This window comes from Methylothermaceae bacteria B42, from assembly GCA_001566965.1.
Classification (GTDB): domain Bacteria; phylum Pseudomonadota; class Gammaproteobacteria; order Methylococcales; family Methylothermaceae; genus Methylohalobius.
The window spans coordinates 1-15,162 of the sequence record LSNW01000020.1; the positions used below are offsets into that span (position 1 = coordinate 1).

Here is a 15,162-nt window from a genome sequence, read left to right on the forward strand (position 1 = left end):
CTTTCGTATATTTCTTGCGTACTGTCATCTCTCACCTCAGTTTTTAAAAATTATCCCTTAACTGGGTGTCCGTGGGAGTTAGACCACATTACGCCAGTTGGACAGGCGTAATGGTCATGGCCTGGCGACGAGTTTCCTGTTGCAGGTTGTCAACTGCTTCGGCCAATGCCTTGGTTTGCGCCTTGTAGCTTCCAGAGAGATTGGCGATGACGATGGCGCAGTTGGGCAGTTCCAGGGCCGCGGTCATCAATGCGCTGAGGCTGTACACGACCATATCGGCCAGGGTGCCCTTACCAAACATCTGGGTGCTTGCGTTTTGCAGGTAAGGCGGCAGCTCGTCCAGAAGAATCAAGGTCGGCTGGTCGCCGATGATTTCCTTCCACTTGCTTTGATCCACGGCCTTGGGGCCATTGACCCAATGCTCCTTGATCGCCTCGCTGGCACCCAGTTGGGTGGCGATTTCACCCCAGATGTAGTTGTCCGGGTTGTTGCGGCCGTTGAACGCGGCGATACGCGCCGCGCCGAAATGGATGCGCTCAGTCAGATCGGTAGGCAGAACCTCGGGGCGAAGATCAGGATGGCGGGCCAATAGCCCCAAGGCGATCATCATGTGGGTTTTACCGCCACCCATCGCCTGGGTGAGCTCGAATACCGCCTGGTCCGATTTTCCGGAGAGTCACAGCATGCCCTCCCGGAAGAGCTGCTCCATGCCGTGGGTGACGAAATTCCGGGCGAAGAACTCACGGCCATCCCCCTCATCGTCGAGCAGATCCGCCAGACTCTCTATCCCGGAGCTCATCCGGTAATCCTGGATGATGGGATTGAAACGGCAGGCTTGTTTAACCGTTTTGATCATGCCGAACGCCCACCACCGCGTTCGCCCTCGTTGAAGCCTGAAATGGCTATACCATTCTTCTCGCAGTAGTCACGGATCAGCATTTCGACCATGTTGGCGATGGAGCGATGTTCCTTTTGAGCTGCCCTGCGCAATGCTTCCTTCAGATCCGGATCGATCCGAAAGGTCAGCGTCGCGGTCTTGGTGGCGGCCATGTTCCCTTCCAGAAGCTACTGTAAATGTACTGCAATATACTGAAATATCACGCAGGGCACTATCAGAAAGGCTGGGGGCGGCTGGCCTTCCAGAGGGAACGGAACAAAAGCAGTTAGAAATTCGGGGAGCATACTGACTACCAGCACCCTGCAGATTGTCCACCACCATTTCGATTTCTCACGAAATTCTATTGGCTCATTAGCCTTAATTTTCATCCAGACGTTGGAATCTGGCATTTTTCAGGCGGGTGAATACGCCAAGAGCTGAAATCATGCGCTCGGGCATGGGTAACTACCTGCCCGTTGGGTTTCAATTGCACGGTAATCGCGCCGCTAAAAGCGGTATTGCAAATCTTTGCGCCTGATTTCCGGTAGCGCTTTATGATATTGGGATGTGGAAAGCCGAAGCGGTTGCGGTAGCCGCTGGAAATCAAAATCCAGTGGGGATGAACTGCCTGTAAAAATTCGGGCGTGGAAGAGGTAATGCTGCCATGATGGGGAGCAATCAAAACCGTGGCATTGAGTTGATCCTTGGCGGTGGAAAGCAAGGCGTTTTCGCCTGACGATTCCAGGTCTCCGGGGAGTAAAAAGCTGCCTTTGGCCGCGGTCACCTTCAATACACAGGAACGATTATTTTCTGACAGTTGCCCGGATTCTTTTGGCCAAAGAATGGAAAATTGCACGCCGTCCCAGCGCCATTTCCGTCCAGCCTGGCAAGGTTTGGCAGGGGTTTTGAGGACGCTGGGATCGCTGGTGATTATCTCGGAGGGGAAATGTGCCATCACCCCGGCCAGGCCACCCCGGTGATCGTTATCGCCATGACTGATAATGACCAAATCCAGATGGGTTCTTCCCTGGCGGCGAAGATACGGGATGATAATGTCCCTACCGGCATCCAAACGCTCACTGTAATGCGGGCCGGCATCGTAAAGCAGTACATGATTTCGGGTTTGAATGACTGCGGCCAAACCTTGCCCAACATCCAATAAAGTCAGCCAAGCTTCGCCAGGCGCGGGATGAGAGGGTGAAATTCCCAGCAACGGCAACATCATTACCCCACCCAGCCAGCGCCCCGGCATTCCCCGGGGAGCGAGTAGTAACAAAATGGCCGGGACGGCGAAAATCATCACCCAGGTCTCAGAGAAAATTCCAGGCCAATTGAACTGGCTGGAATCAGAAATCCACACCAGCCAATGCCATAATCTGGAAAGCACCCAATCAGCCACTTGCAAGAATTTTTGCCCCAGCAAGGGAAACCAGAGCATCAAAGCGCTGCCCAACAAGGATAAAGGCAAGACTATGATCGCGACCACGGGCACCGCAATGCTATTGGCAATGGGTGCGCTCCAAGAGACTTGGCTGAAAAAGATCAGCACCAATGGCATCAGGGCCAGCCACAAAACCCATTGTACCTGGATGAATCCCGTCACCAGACCGGGCCGGCGCAAACGGCCGACCAAACCATAGAGAATCAAAAACACGGCGCTAAAAGACAACCAAAAACCCATGGACAAAGGCGCCCAGGGATCATAAACACACACGGCAAATAAGGCGATGAATACGGCATGAAAGGGATGCAGGGTTCGCCTCAGCACCAGTGCCGCCAACGCCACCCCAACCATTATCAAGGCCCGTTGGGTGGGAATGGAAAATCCCGCCAAGGCGGAATATAACGTGGCTGTCATCATTGCCGAGATAGCCGCAATCCGATCAGCAGGCATACCGATATAGCCCCAGCGCAGCCATATTCTCCTGGAAAGCCCGTAGGCCATGCCGGCAATCAAGCTGATATGAAGCCCCGAGATGGCCATCAAATGAGCGGTGCCGGTGGTTCTTAAAATCTGCCATTGAGCCCGGGAGATGCTGCTTTTATCCCCAACCACCAAGGCTTTGATTAAACCCTGTACCGGACTGTCTTGAAGCAGCGCATCCAACCTATCAGCCAGCGTTTGGCGCCATTGATCCAGTGGCCCTCCTGGCTGCAGTTTTTGATTGTGACCGCTATTGCGCACATAGCCAGTCGCGCCAATGCGATGGGCATAGAGCCATCTTTCATAATCAAATCCACCTGGATTTCTAAAACCATGGGGACGTTTTAGCCGCACCTGTAATCGCCAGCTTTCACCTGCCTGCAGTTTTGTTTTTGTGTTATACCAGCTCAATCGCAGCTTGCTTGGAAGCTCGAAATTGCCAAGGGGCCTGGAAACAAGAAAATTAAACCGCCAACCCCGCTCGACCCTGACCGGCAATCCTTCAATTTCACCTTCTACGAATAGATCCTTGCCTTCGAGAGAAGGAGGAAAAGGCGTGAAGAACAAAAAGCCCATCAGGGCAACCCAAAGGAAACCCAAAATGACCGAGGCCCCCACATACCATCGCCTACCAACTAAAAACACCGCCCCCACGGCAAGCGGTAAAATAATGGAAAGACTGGGCGGGACAGGCAGCCAATGACAAAACAGCCCTCCGACAAGGAAGCCCAAACAACCAAGGATAAACGTCAATGTTCAAAGCTTAAAACATGAATTTAAAATGCTACAATGCAAGGGTAACTCTGAATTAAAAAACTGAATGCCCGTTGCCATCTTTACGATGGGTAACAGACACAATATCAACACAGGTTCCGAAAACTTGATAAATTTGCTGGGTGACTTTTTTCCAAGTCCCCCATACAATCATAGTTTGCCGAGATAAGAAATTTTTTGATATGCCGAAGAAATTTATCCAACGTTATCTTCCTCATCACAATACTTTTAAGGAACATAAACGCCTGCAGTTCCTCGGAGAACATTTACACAACCCTAACCTTTGGCACTTAAATCGCCGCTCCGTTGCCCTCGCTTTTGCAGTGGGATTTTTTACTATGTATTTACCCATTCCAGGGCAAATGGTTGTGGCCGCGGCCTTGGCATTTTTGGTGGGGGCAAATCTGCCCATTTCCGTTATTTTGGTCTGGATTACCAACCCTCTGACCATGCCCGGCATGTTTTATCTCGCTTATAAAGTAGGCGCCTTTGTGCTGGGCACTACCAACGAAATCTCGCCAGACGTTTTTACCCTGGGCGGCGCATTGCACGAATTGGGGGATATTTGGTGGCCCCTGCTATTGGGAAGTTTGATTTTAGGGACATTGCTTGCCGCGGTAGGCTATTTGGGGATTCGGCTGTTGTGGCGGTTATCCGTCATGAAACGTTGGCAAAAGCGCCGGCATGAACGGGGAGCGCAATCTCAATCATCGGGAACCAGCGGATAAAGTTTCCCATCCTCGAGATAAAGCACTTTATCCATTTTCTCCGCCAATTTCCGGTCGTGGGTGACGACCAAAAAGCTGATGCCATATTCTTGATTGAGCGATAGCATCAATTGGTACACTCTAGCCGCGGTTTTACTGTCCAGATTGCCGGTAGGCTCATCGGCCAACACACACTTGGGTTGGGTGACCAATGCCCGGGCCACCGCAGCCCGCTGGCGCTCCCCACCGGAGACTTCACCCGGCTTGTGGGCCAATCTTTCCTCCAAACCCACTTTAGTCAGCAGCGCCAATGCCCTTTGTTTCGCGCCCGCAACGCTATCCCCACCGATAATCAAGGGCATGGCCACATTTTCCAACAGGGTGAACTCCGGCAGGAGATGATGGAATTGATAGACAAAGCCTAACGTTCGGTTACGCATTCGGCTCAACCGGCGCTCGTTCAAGGTCGCAATATCGACGCCACCCCAAACCACTTTACCGCCACTGACGGAATCCAACCCGCCCAATACATGGAGCAAGGTGCTCTTACCGGATCCAGAGGCGCCCATGATGGCAATTCTCTGTCCTTCCGCGACTTCCAGATCAATGCCCCGCAAAACATCCACTTGCAAAGGCCCTTCGCGGAAGTGTTTCTTCAGCCCGTAACAGGCTAACACCGGATCATTCATAGCGTAGCTCCTCGGCGGGCTTCACCTTGGAAGCTTGCCAGGCGGGATACAGAGTTGCCAACAAGGAAAGCGCAAACGCCATGACAGAGATTTGATAGACATCGCGCCAATGCAATTCCGAAGGCAGTTCGCTGATGTAATAGACATCCGCCGCTAGAAAATGCACGCCGAACAGACGCTCGATGGCTGGCACGATGGTTTCCACATTCAAGGCCAGCAACACCCCGCCCACGGCACCCGCCAGAGTGCCCACCAGGCCGATAATGGCCCCCAGCTGAATGAACAAGGTCATCACCGCGCCGGGAGTCATCCCTTGGGTTCGCAGAATGGCGATATCGGAGCGTTTGTCGGTTACCACCATCACCAGTGTGGAGACAATATTGAACGCCGCCACGGCCACAATCAAGAGCAGAATGATAAACATTACCCGCTTTTCCATTTGAATGGCTTTGAAAAAATTGCTGTGGAGTTTGGTCCAGTCAGTTACAAAATAACGCCCGCCCAGTTTCAGAGTCAGCTCGCGGGCTAATTGGGGGGCGATAAAAACATCATCCAATTTCAAACGGAGACCGGAAACCGCATTTCCCAAACGCAATAATTTGGCGGCATCCTTCAGATGAACCAGGGCCATGTTGCGGTCATATTCATACATGCCCACTTCAAAGATACCCACGACGGTAAAGCGCTTCAGCCGGGGCAAAATTCCCGCTGGGGTCGTGGTAACCTGGGGGGTGATAACAGTGATTTTATCGCCTTGCCAAACGCCAAGATAGCGCGCCAGCTCCGATCCCAAAATGATGCCGTAAGCGCCTGGTTTCAAGGCGGACAGATCACCCTTTTTAATGTGCTTGACCACTTCTGAAACCTGGTGTTCGCGTTCCGGCAATATCCCCCGCAGCATACTGCCGGAAACCCTGCGATCCGCGGTGATCATCACCTGTCCTTCCACAAAGGGCGCCGTCCCCAGGATATGAGGATAATTTTTAAGCCTTGCCGCCAACAACCGCCAATTTTGCAGGCGACTATCAAAACTGGTGATGGAGGCATGGGAGGTCATGCCCAGAATCCGCTGGCGCAATTCCGATTCAAAACCGTTCATCACAGAAAGAACGGTAATCAACGCCGTTACCCCTAATGCTATTCCCAGAATAGAGGTGAGCGTGATAAAGGAAATAAAATGCGTGCGCTTTTTAGCCCGCGTATAGCGCAGGGCGATATACAAAGTCAGGGGTTTAAACATGTATGGAGATTAGCTTCCTTGGCAATGGGGACAGATGCCGTACAGAATCAGACTGTGGTCTTTTAGCTCGTATTTCAGTTTGGAGGCTATTTTTTTCTGCCTTTTTTCAATATCGTCATCGGTGAATTCGTCAACCCGACCGCATTTGATACAGACAATGTGATCGTGATGACCGCCTCGATTCAACTCAAAGACCGAATTGCCTCCTTCAAAATGATGCCGCCGCACCAATCCCGCGGCTTCAAATTGGGTCAAGACCCGGTAAACCGTCGCCAAACCGATTTTTTCGCCCTCATCCAGTAGAATTTTATAGACATCTTCAGCGCTTAAATGCCGTTGATCGCCCTGCTTTTTTTCCAGGATTTCCAGAATTTTCATCCGGGGCAAGGTGACCTTTAACCCCACATTCCTCAGATCTTGCGTTTCCACCAGCCGCTCCTTTAATACTGGCAATACATGCATTGCAATGGTCTATGGATTATCATGTTGACCCATTCGATAATGAACAAAAAGGCAATCAATGGGAAAGCATCTCATTATTATTACCTACTTTGCAAGTCTGGTTTTAACTGGTTGTGTCTATAAAATCGACATCCAGCAGGGAAATATCGTCTCGCAAAGCCAGGTTGACCAACTCAAGCCAGGGATGAATCCAGACCAGGTCCGCTATGTCATGGGCACGCCTTTACTGATGGATCCATTTCATCCAAACCGTTGGGATTATGTTTATAGCTTTCAAAAAGGCGGTAAAGCCATGGAACTGCAGCATCTAACCTTATTGTTCAGGGACCAGCAACTGGCCGGCCTGCAGGGTGATTTTCACCCGCAACCCAAACCCGGGCTCGAAACGCCGGACATTGTAACGGTGGACGTACCACCCCGCAAAATCGAAAGAGGCATTTTTCAAATTATCGGGGATTTTTTCCGTTGGATGTTTGGATAACAAACATCACTTAAATTTTGTTCCGCGCCCGTTGCCGCCGGGCCTGCTTCGGGTCCATTAGCAACGGACGGTAGATTTCCACCCGATCCCCTGGCTGTACTGCTTGGTCGAGCTGGCCGAGTTGACCAAAAATTCCAACCTTGCATTCACTCAAATCAAGGGAGGAAATCTCTTGCGGCAGGCCACTCTGCTGAATAGCTGATTGTATCGTCATCCCTTTTTTATAGCGGACTTGAATCAGCCACTGGCGCTCCGCGTGCCCGTAGGCAACTTCGACAATATCAGCCATGCAAATCCTTAACCCTTTGGGTAAACGCACCCACCATGCTGTCGCAGATTTGATTGAATACCGTGCCAAATGCCAATCCGCCGAGCCGGGAAGTCATTTCAAATTCCAAATCCAGGCTGATTTTACTGGCATCCTCCCGCAGGGGCTAAAACCGCCATACCCCTTCGAGATGTTCAAACGGCCCTTGTAGCAATGTCATGCGAATCTCACGGCCAGGCACGTTAAAGTTACGGGTGGCAAAAGATTTTTGAAAGCCGCCCCGGGCCACTTCCAATTCCGCCTCGACGATATCCCCTTGGCGCATCAAAATCCTGGCAGACCGGCACCAGGGAAGAAATTGCGGATAAGATTCAATATCATCCACAATCCCAAACAAAACTTCCGCAGGGTACCTCACCAACGCGCTTTTATGAACTGACTTCATAACACTCCAATGCCATTCAGCAGAATCATCCCAACCGCAGCAGGCGCCACATATCGGCTCAAGAACCACCAGAACTTAAAGAAATTAGGATCGGTGGCCAATTCGCAGCGGCTAACTTCGGGTTTCATTATCCAACTGGCAAAAATCACCAACAATATGCCACTGACGGGCAACATGAGGTTTGACGTGAAAAAATCCAAAAGATCAAAAAAATTTTTGTCGAAAAGGGTCCAATGACGCCAGAGATTAAATGAAAACACCGTTCCCAGCCCAACAAACCAACAGACAAAACCACAAGCCAAACATGCCTTTATACGGCTGAAATCATGGTCTTCAACCAGCCAGGCCACTGCCGGTTCCAACAATGAAATAGAGGATGAAAGCGCGGCAAACGCCAGCAATACAAAAAACAAGGTGCCAAATAAGGCGCCCAAAGGCATTTGCGAAAATGCCAGGGGCAGGGTCTGAAATATCAAGCCCGGACCGGTTGCAGGTTCTAATTGATTGGCAAAAACCAAAGGAAAAATAGCCAGCCCCGCCAGCAATGCCACGGAAGTATCCGCTGCGGCAATAATAAAAGAAGTTTTGGCAATAGAAACATTTTCAGGAAGGTAAGAACCATAAATCATCATGGCCCCCATGCCGATACTCAGAGAAAAAAATGCATGTCCCATCGCAGTCAGCACGCTTGCCCCGGTTAAGCGGCTAAAGTCCGGATAAAATAAAAATCGCAGACCCCTTTGGAAATCTCCCGCACTCACGGCATAGCCCACCAAGATGAAGAGGATAATGAAAAGCGCGGGGGTCAGCCACTCCACCGCTTTTTCCAGTCCCCCTTGCACGCCTCGCGCCACAATACCCATGGTGGCTGTCATAAACACCGAATGCCAAAAAATCAGCCGCCAGGGATTGGCTACCAATTCCGCAAACACCTTACCAATTGCCTGAGCATCTTTATCCAGGAAGACTCCAGCAGCCATTTTCACGATATAGGCAATGGTCCAACCTGCAATAACGCTGTAATAGCTTAAAATCAAAAAGCCCAATCCTATTCCCAGACCGCCCAACCAGCGCCAATGGAGGCTTGCTCCGGACTCCTTCGCCACTACCGCCATCCCATCCAAAGGATTTAAACGCCCCTGGCGACCAATCATGGTTTCCGCCATCAACATGGGAATTCCCATACCTATGACACAGGCCAGATATACCAGAACAAAAGCACTACCGCCATTTTGACCCGCGATGTAGGGAAACTTCCAAATATTTCCCAGCCCAATCGCCGAACCAGTGGCCGCCAACACAAACAGCAGCCAGGACGACCACTGAGTATGGCTTTCCCTTTTCTTTGACATGACTTCCCCTTCAAATCTTCCTAACGGACATCCATTCTTGAAAACATCCTTGCCAAAAGACAAAGTAGGATAAAATAGCAAACCCCAACGATTCAGTCAGTCTTCATTCCATCCCATGGCCAGTAAAAAAAAGAAAAAAACAGCAGGCAATGTCATTGCAGTCAACCGCCAGGCACAGCATGACTATTTTATCGAAGAAACTTTCGAGGCCGGGTTGGTGCTGGAAGGTTGGGAAGTAAAAAGCCTGAGAGCCGGCCGGGTCAATTTGAAAGAGAGTTATGTGCTTATCAAAAACGGCGAAGCTTGGCTATTCGGCGCCCATATTTCTCCCTTGCCTTCCGCTTCCACCCATATCAATCCTGACCCAACCCGAACCCGCAAACTGTTGTTGAAAAAACAAGAATTAAACAAATTGATCGGCCATGTCGAACGCCGTGGCTATACCCTGGTGCCACTCAAGCTATATTGGAAAAAAAATCTGGTAAAACTAGAGATAGGACTGGCAAAGGGCAAAAAACTGCACGACAAGCGCGCTACCGAAAAAGAGCGGGATTGGCAACGGGAGAAACAGCGGTTGTTGAAAACTGCTGTTTAAAGAAAGCTGTTCATGCCTTTATTAAGGTTTTACCGGGGTATTCCATGGTACATCATAAACTCTTTCCTGAGGTCTTGATGGCGACCGCCCATGCCGCCATCATCCAAGGAAGCAATTCCCCAGCACCTTAGCCGTGTAGAATTGACCGGCAAATCATTGTTTGACTGTGGCCGGATAACCTGCATTTGTCACTGCCTCAACAAGTTTTTCAACGTCCGTTTTAGCGGGGTCGAATACCACCACGGCAATGCTTTTTTCCATATCCACTTGCGCCGATTGCACGCCATCCACTTTTTTTAATGCATTTTCTACTGTGTATTTACACATGGCACAAGTGAGGTTACCGACTGTCAATGTTACTTTGTGTACACTCTTTTGAGCTTCTGGAACGGTAGCTTGAGCTGGAATTTCCACCAAAGCAGCCGCCAATACTAAAATCATTGCCAAATTACGTATCACTTGTTTTCTCCTTAGCCAATTCGTTCTAAAAACCAAGGGGCATACCAAGGAAAGGTAATTAACCCCACAATAAAAACAGTCACCACCCAAAAAATGATTCTTTGCCGCTTGCGGACAAGTGGAACCGAGCACGCCTGCCCTTCCGTACAGGGCTTTACCACATACAGTTTGTAAAAAGCCCAACCGAGCAACATCAAGGTAATGCCAATAAAAAAAGGACGGTAAGGTGAAAACGCAACCAACGTGCTCATCCACCCCCCGCCGATACCGAGTAACACCAGCACGAATGGGCCCACGCAACATACTGATGCGCCAATGGCTGCCAACGCGGCGGTCCAATTCAGCCATCCCGGCAATGCACTACCCTTGGTTTGTTCCAATTGCCTGGCTTTTTCAGTCATAAGACGCCTCGTTTGGTTAGGATTTAGGTTCAATAAATATTGTACATACCGTAGTTGGGTACGTTGTCAAGTATCCTCCCGCATCTCTAACAGCTTTTCCAGAAGAAAGCATCCTGGTTGATCCCCCGAGCGGCAGACTTGCAGGGTTTGCTCCAGAATTTGGCGCATATCTTGAAGGCTGCGAATTTTTTCCTCAATGGTTGCCAGTTTAGATTGCGCCATTTTTTGCACTGACTCACAGGAAGCGCCATCTAGATCCAGTAATTCGCCAATTTCCCTTAAGGTAAAACCCATCGCCTGGGCGCGTTTGATAAAACGCAGCTTCCTCACCACTTCAGGCGCATATGTGCGAGTGCCAAAAGCCGGTTTGGGCGGGGTTTCCAGGATTCCCAGACGCTGGTAATAGCGAATGGTTTCCACATTCACCCCTGCTTGCTTGGCCAGCCTGCCAATGGTCAGGCCTGGAGAATTAGCCATAGCCTTTAGGTCTTAATGGCGCGAGTTGACCTGTTTTGAGGAAATTCATGTAATCGGCCAATACTTGTTGATGATCAAATGCCAATGGCGAAGGCAAATTATTTAAAGCCACAATCGTTATATTTTTGGCATCATCGGCAGCCTTAGGTTCCCCGCTTGCTTCTCCCACATAGACTGCCGTCACTGTATGGCCTCTCGGATCTCGTCGTGGATCGGAATACAGGCCCAACAAGAATTTGAGTTCCACGTCCAGCCCTGTTTCCTCTTTCGCTTCTCGAATCGCTGCGTGTTCTACGGTTTCGCCAACATCTACAAATCCTCCAGGTATCGCCCACCCGTAGGGGGGATTTTTCCGTTCAATCAAAACAATGCGTCTACCTGAACGATCTAATAACTCGATAATGACATCTGCGGCCAGCAGCGGGGTTGTGGGTCTGCCCATGAGATCTCCCGAGGATTCCGGTTAAGAAAAATGGTATGAGTATGATGAGAAAATTGAAAGGAAAAAATGACAACTATGTTGACAAACACCGCTGTCATCGTACTTCTCCTCTAATCGCGACCAAAAGCGGTCACAACGAGTGTCCGACAAACCGTCAGTGAATGGGAAATCTATGGAGATGGCGAAAAAGCTACCGCGAAGCGGTTTAGTTCAACGTTGCGCTAACCGGCTGCCGAAGAAGCGCCAGCGACTGAGGCAGTCCGAGTTAAGCGCCTTGTTCGGTGTTTTTTTCTCTCTGAGCCATTGCCTTTCGGCTGATTTCTTCCAGGCTCAAATTATCATCCATATCCATATCTTGACGCCATTTGGTGTAATCAAACGGCTCACGCTGAATAAGCGCTACAAAACGCTCTGCCTCGACATCTCCGAGATAACGTGCAAGTAACTGAAGGCCTTTAGATTTTATTTCTGTATCTGTAATCATTTCTCTATCTCTTTAATAAACCCAATTGGATCAGTAACATGTATTTGTTCAACCAATGTGGCTTTTTTTAGAATTCCATCATCTGTCGTCAAGAAGAAATCAGCGCCAGCTTGTATTGCACAGGCAACATGCAACGAATCTATCTTTCTAATTCCTTTCTCAAGTAATATGCTGGCCAATCCCAGAACGCTTTCGCTTTCTAGGACATCATCTGTTGCATATTTTCTCCATTTTGCTATTTGTTCCCTGCGCTCTCTGAAAGGGTTCTTTCCATTCTCATAGTCCAATATATAGGACCACACAAGTTGAAAATCTCCATTCCTAATGTCTTCTTGTATTTTCAGCTTGGCTTCTGCTTCCAATCGGATGCGAAGGTGAGACTGATCATCATAAGGACGGTTGAAGCAGCAATTATCGAGATATATTTTCATTTGAATTTCGTGATTACCTACGGGCTGCTTTTTTTCACCGAACGCTAAGCATCAGGCGCGCCGTTTTTTGGCGTCGGCTGGATGCTTTTGATACTTATTCATGACCGCCTCCCCTGATAAACGGGCTTAGTGGACAGGCCACTATCCAAGCTTCGAATGAAGTGTACGATGTCAATGCATCAAACAGAGGAGGCGATCAAATGAGATTTTACACCCAAACCCATCAATATGTCTGTGGCGTTGATTTGCATACCAAAACTATGTACTTATGCATTTTGAATCACGCCGGCGAGATCGTCTTGCATAGTAATCTCCCGGCCAAGCCGAACCCCTTCCTCAAGGCGATCAAGCCGTTTCGCGGGGACTTGGTGGTAGGTGCCGAATGCATGTTCTCCTGGTACTGGTTGGCGGATCTTTGCCTTCGGGAAAAGATCAAGTTCATTCTGGGCCATGCCTTGTATATGAAGGCGATTCATGGCGGCAAGGCCAAGAGCGACAAGATTGATTCGGAGAAAATCGCGCGGCTGATTAAAGGCGGGAATTTCCCCTTGGCCTATGTGTACCCTTACGAGTTACGGCCCACGCGGGATTTACTGCGGCGCCGGCGCATGCTGGTGCGGATGCGCAGTGAAGTCCTGGCGCATATCAAGCTGACCCATTATCAATATAACGCCGAATTTTTTCAGAAGAATATCAACAAACAAGGCAACCGGGCAGGGATTGAAACCCTGTTTTCCGATCCTGACGTGCGCAAGAATATCGAGGTGGATCTGTCGGTGGCCGATCACCTGCAACAAGAAATCACGCAGCTGGAAAACTACATTGTCCGCAAAACCAAGGCGTTTGATCCGCGTACTTACTATCGCTTGCAAACGGTTCCCGGCATTGGAAAGGTGCTGGCGCTGACGATTCTGTATGAAATTGGCGATATTGACCGGTTTCCAAGCGTGCAATCCTTTGCTTCTTACGCCAGGCTGGTCAAATGCAGCCAGGAATCGGCCGGCAAGCTTTATGGTTACGGCGGGGGCAAAATCGGCAATCCCCATTTGAAGTGGGCATTTTCGGAAGCGATGTGCCTATTCCTGCGCGAAAGTGACAGGGCCAAGGCTTATGTAGCCAAACTGGAGAAAAAGCATGGCAAGGGCAAAGCCATGGCCATCCTGACGCACAAGCTGGGCCGCGCCGTGTATTTTGTCATAAAACGCAAAGATGCCTTTGATGAAAAGTATTTTTTTAATGCCTGAATGATGATTTTGAGTCGTCCGTGTTTGAGCTCTAATGCATAACTGTCTCTGATGTGCCTGAACTGAAACCAAAGATCGCACTCTGAAGGAGGCTTTGACCTCGAATGATCTTTTCAGGCCCAAGGCCAAGCGCCTTGCTTTGAATAGACAAAGACGGACGGCTCATCCTGAATACGGTTTGCTCGTGACTGCCCCTGGGGTTTGAACTGTAAGATAACTGGACACATGAAGTGAGCCCGACCCTTTGAAAAGACAACCGCCAGGGTAACCGATGAATTTCTAGTACGCGGGGACGAAAAGGCTTCGGCTGGCGTCTTCGCAGTCTCACGGTTTAAAACGAATAACATCGCTTCAAACTCGTGGGATAGATGCTCGATAGAGTTTGATTCGCAACATCCCTGTTGCTCACCCTTCGGGCAGCTAGCTGTCCAAATTTGATCCTGTCAAATTTGTGTGCGCAGGCACGGCCTGACGCAATAAGGAAAAGTTAAGGCAGCAGAAACGACAAAGCGTATATTTTAAAAATCCGATTATTTCGGAGAAAAATTCGTTTTGCCTATTGACAAGAGGCGGTCATATAGATGTTATACGAATTCTACTACGCTTTGTGTTCATCAAGATTATTTACTAAGGGCAAAGCCCTTTCAGTGAGGGAAACATAGTTTGCGATGTGCTTTATTAAGCCATATTTTTTCATTTCAGAACAAATATCTCTTGTTTTAAGCTCTGTAAAATCATTTAGTCGTTTTGTTTCTTCATACAGCCTTGATTCATGGATATGATGCTCATCGAGGTTTGAAAATGCGCGCAACACAATTTTCCACTCATACGGTATAGGTTTTGGAATACGCCTCCAGTTCAGAGTATTTCGGATGCGATATTTTTTATGGAATTTAATTCCCCAGAAAGAGATTTCTTTGCCCGGTTCAGCCAGAAGGAATACAACAACAAAGACAGCGCAAATACCGATTACACCAACTTTTCCAGTTGCAATTAAAAATTCAAACATACTCGGTCATGCTCTCTTTTCGTATAACATATAAGCATTTTATCTGCCGTGCGCAGCATGGCAGATACATGTCTGTTGGACTATGCCGTCACCACGGCTTGCTATTTATAGGGGATTGTATTGTGGCAGGGGTGGATTGTCGAAGGAAATTGTTGACTTTGTGCCATCAACCTGGATGAACCGGACGTTTTGATCGGGTAGATCAGCGTTCATTATCATGAGTTTTGTCTTTCTTCGTTGATCATAAAGCGCTTTTTATCTGTTTTGATTTCCTTGGGCCGAGCGCCATTGCAGACCCTCGGGGCCTGATGAACGCACTTCAAGTTCGATCCTGCTTTCAGGGGGAGCTCAGTCAACCATAGTCGATGCGCCTTGGCGCGATTTCCCCACTCACGATCAGG

Annotated in this window: 21 protein-coding genes and 1 pseudogene; 4 read left to right on the plus strand and 18 right to left on the minus strand. The window is 49.3% G+C overall.

Annotated elements, in window-relative coordinates; genetic code table 11:
* Positions 1-88: 88 nt before the first annotated feature.
* From AXA67_08395 to AXA67_08415, 5 genes are read right to left on the minus strand one after another with little or no spacing between them, the layout of a single operon-like run.
* The gene (locus tag AXA67_08395; protein ID KXJ40787.1) at positions 89-631 is read right to left on the minus strand and encodes a hypothetical protein; all 543 of its coding nucleotides are present in this window, start codon (positions 629-631) and stop codon (positions 89-91) included.
* A 45-nt stretch (positions 632-676) separates the two neighbouring features.
* A complete protein-coding gene (locus AXA67_08400) occupies positions 677-856 on the minus strand; it encodes a hypothetical protein (protein KXJ40788.1) in 180 nt (59 codons plus the stop codon).
* Positions 853-1,050: a hypothetical protein gene (locus tag AXA67_08405; protein ID KXJ40789.1), complete on the minus strand. Its 198-nt coding sequence runs from the start codon at positions 1,048-1,050 to the stop codon at positions 853-855. Before AXA67_08405 ends, AXA67_08400 begins: the two co-directional genes overlap by 4 nt.
* 15 nt (positions 1,051-1,065) lie before the next feature.
* Complete coding sequence (locus AXA67_08410) at positions 1,066-1,266, minus strand: hypothetical protein (protein KXJ40790.1); 201 nt, start codon at positions 1,264-1,266, stop codon at positions 1,066-1,068.
* Positions 1,263-3,419, minus strand: a complete 2,157-nt coding sequence (locus AXA67_08415) for a hypothetical protein (protein ID KXJ40791.1) — start codon at positions 3,417-3,419, stop codon at positions 1,263-1,265. The genes AXA67_08410 and AXA67_08415 overlap by 4 nt, the downstream gene beginning before the upstream one ends.
* Positions 3,420-3,757: 338 nt before the next feature.
* On the opposite strand from AXA67_08415, the gene AXA67_08420 reads away from it, so the two are divergent.
* Positions 3,758-4,303, plus strand: a complete 546-nt coding sequence (locus AXA67_08420; GenBank protein ID KXJ40792.1) for an ATP-binding protein — start codon at positions 3,758-3,760, stop codon at positions 4,301-4,303.
* Here the strand turns inward: AXA67_08420 and AXA67_08425 are convergent.
* From AXA67_08425 to AXA67_08435, 3 genes are read right to left on the minus strand one after another with little or no spacing between them, the layout of a single operon-like run.
* Positions 4,279-4,971 (minus strand): lipoprotein ABC transporter ATP-binding protein, encoded by a 693-nt coding sequence (locus AXA67_08425; GenBank protein ID KXJ40793.1) that lies wholly within the window; start codon positions 4,969-4,971, stop codon positions 4,279-4,281. The genes AXA67_08420 and AXA67_08425 overlap by 25 nt on opposite strands.
* The gene (locus AXA67_08430; protein KXJ40794.1) at positions 4,964-6,211 is read right to left on the minus strand and encodes a cell division protein FtsX; all 1,248 of its coding nucleotides are present in this window, start codon (positions 6,209-6,211) and stop codon (positions 4,964-4,966) included. The genes AXA67_08425 and AXA67_08430 overlap by 8 nt, the downstream gene beginning before the upstream one ends.
* A gap of 9 nt (positions 6,212-6,220) precedes the next feature.
* Positions 6,221-6,640: a Fur family transcriptional regulator gene (locus AXA67_08435; GenBank protein KXJ40807.1), complete on the minus strand. Its 420-nt coding sequence runs from the start codon at positions 6,638-6,640 to the stop codon at positions 6,221-6,223.
* 91 nt (positions 6,641-6,731) lie between these two features.
* On the opposite strand from AXA67_08435, the gene AXA67_08440 reads away from it, so the two are divergent.
* Positions 6,732-7,154 carry a hypothetical protein gene (locus tag AXA67_08440; protein KXJ40795.1) on the plus strand — a complete coding sequence of 141 codons (423 nt, stop codon included), beginning with the start codon at positions 6,732-6,734 and terminating at the stop codon, positions 7,152-7,154.
* Between the two features lie 10 nt (positions 7,155-7,164).
* Here AXA67_08440 and AXA67_08445 read toward each other — a convergent pair whose 3' ends face one another.
* From AXA67_08445 to AXA67_08455, 3 genes and pseudogenes are all read right to left on the minus strand, one after another.
* Positions 7,165-7,443 (minus strand): hypothetical protein, encoded by a 279-nt coding sequence (locus tag AXA67_08445; protein ID KXJ40796.1) that lies wholly within the window; start codon positions 7,441-7,443, stop codon positions 7,165-7,167.
* A pseudogene (locus AXA67_08450) lies at positions 7,436-7,867 on the minus strand (cyclase). The gene AXA67_08445 and the pseudogene AXA67_08450 overlap by 8 nt, the downstream one beginning before the upstream one ends.
* Positions 7,864-9,219: a transporter gene (locus AXA67_08455; GenBank protein KXJ40797.1), complete on the minus strand. Its 1,356-nt coding sequence runs from the start codon at positions 9,217-9,219 to the stop codon at positions 7,864-7,866. The pseudogene AXA67_08450 and the gene AXA67_08455 overlap by 4 nt, the downstream one beginning before the upstream one ends.
* Positions 9,220-9,334: 115 nt before the next feature.
* On the opposite strand from AXA67_08455, the gene smpB reads away from it, so the two are divergent.
* Positions 9,335-9,814 carry an SsrA-binding protein gene (smpB, locus tag AXA67_08460; GenBank protein ID KXJ40798.1) on the plus strand — a complete coding sequence of 160 codons (480 nt, stop codon included), beginning with the start codon at positions 9,335-9,337 and terminating at the stop codon, positions 9,812-9,814.
* Positions 9,815-9,967: 153 nt separating this feature from the next.
* Here smpB and AXA67_08465 read toward each other — a convergent pair whose 3' ends face one another.
* From AXA67_08465 to AXA67_08490, 6 genes are all read right to left on the minus strand, one after another.
* The gene (locus AXA67_08465) at positions 9,968-10,255 is read right to left on the minus strand and encodes a hypothetical protein (GenBank protein ID KXJ40799.1); all 288 of its coding nucleotides are present in this window, start codon (positions 10,253-10,255) and stop codon (positions 9,968-9,970) included.
* 29 nt (positions 10,256-10,284) lie between these two features.
* Positions 10,285-10,674, minus strand: a complete 390-nt coding sequence (locus AXA67_08470) for a hypothetical protein (GenBank protein KXJ40800.1) — start codon at positions 10,672-10,674, stop codon at positions 10,285-10,287.
* Between the two features lie 66 nt (positions 10,675-10,740).
* Positions 10,741-11,151: a hypothetical protein gene (locus AXA67_08475; GenBank protein KXJ40801.1), complete on the minus strand. Its 411-nt coding sequence runs from the start codon at positions 11,149-11,151 to the stop codon at positions 10,741-10,743.
* On the minus strand, positions 11,144-11,593 hold the full coding sequence (locus AXA67_08480) for an NUDIX hydrolase (protein KXJ40802.1): 450 nt from the start codon (positions 11,591-11,593) through the stop codon (positions 11,144-11,146). Before AXA67_08480 ends, AXA67_08475 begins: the two co-directional genes overlap by 8 nt.
* Before the next feature lie 265 nt (positions 11,594-11,858).
* A complete protein-coding gene (locus AXA67_08485; protein KXJ40803.1) occupies positions 11,859-12,077 on the minus strand; it encodes a hypothetical protein in 219 nt (72 codons plus the stop codon).
* Positions 12,074-12,508, minus strand: a complete 435-nt coding sequence (locus tag AXA67_08490) for a PIN domain protein (GenBank protein KXJ40804.1) — start codon at positions 12,506-12,508, stop codon at positions 12,074-12,076. Before AXA67_08490 ends, AXA67_08485 begins: the two co-directional genes overlap by 4 nt.
* Positions 12,509-12,708: 200 nt before the next feature.
* On the opposite strand from AXA67_08490, the gene AXA67_08495 reads away from it, so the two are divergent.
* On the plus strand, positions 12,709-13,752 hold the full coding sequence (locus AXA67_08495; protein KXJ40805.1) for a transcriptional regulator: 1,044 nt from the start codon (positions 12,709-12,711) through the stop codon (positions 13,750-13,752).
* A 598-nt stretch (positions 13,753-14,350) separates the two neighbouring features.
* On the opposite strand, the gene AXA67_08500 is transcribed toward AXA67_08495, so the two are convergent.
* Positions 14,351-14,761: a hypothetical protein gene (locus AXA67_08500; GenBank protein ID KXJ40806.1), complete on the minus strand. Its 411-nt coding sequence runs from the start codon at positions 14,759-14,761 to the stop codon at positions 14,351-14,353.
* Between the last annotated feature and the right edge of the window lie 401 nt (positions 14,762-15,162).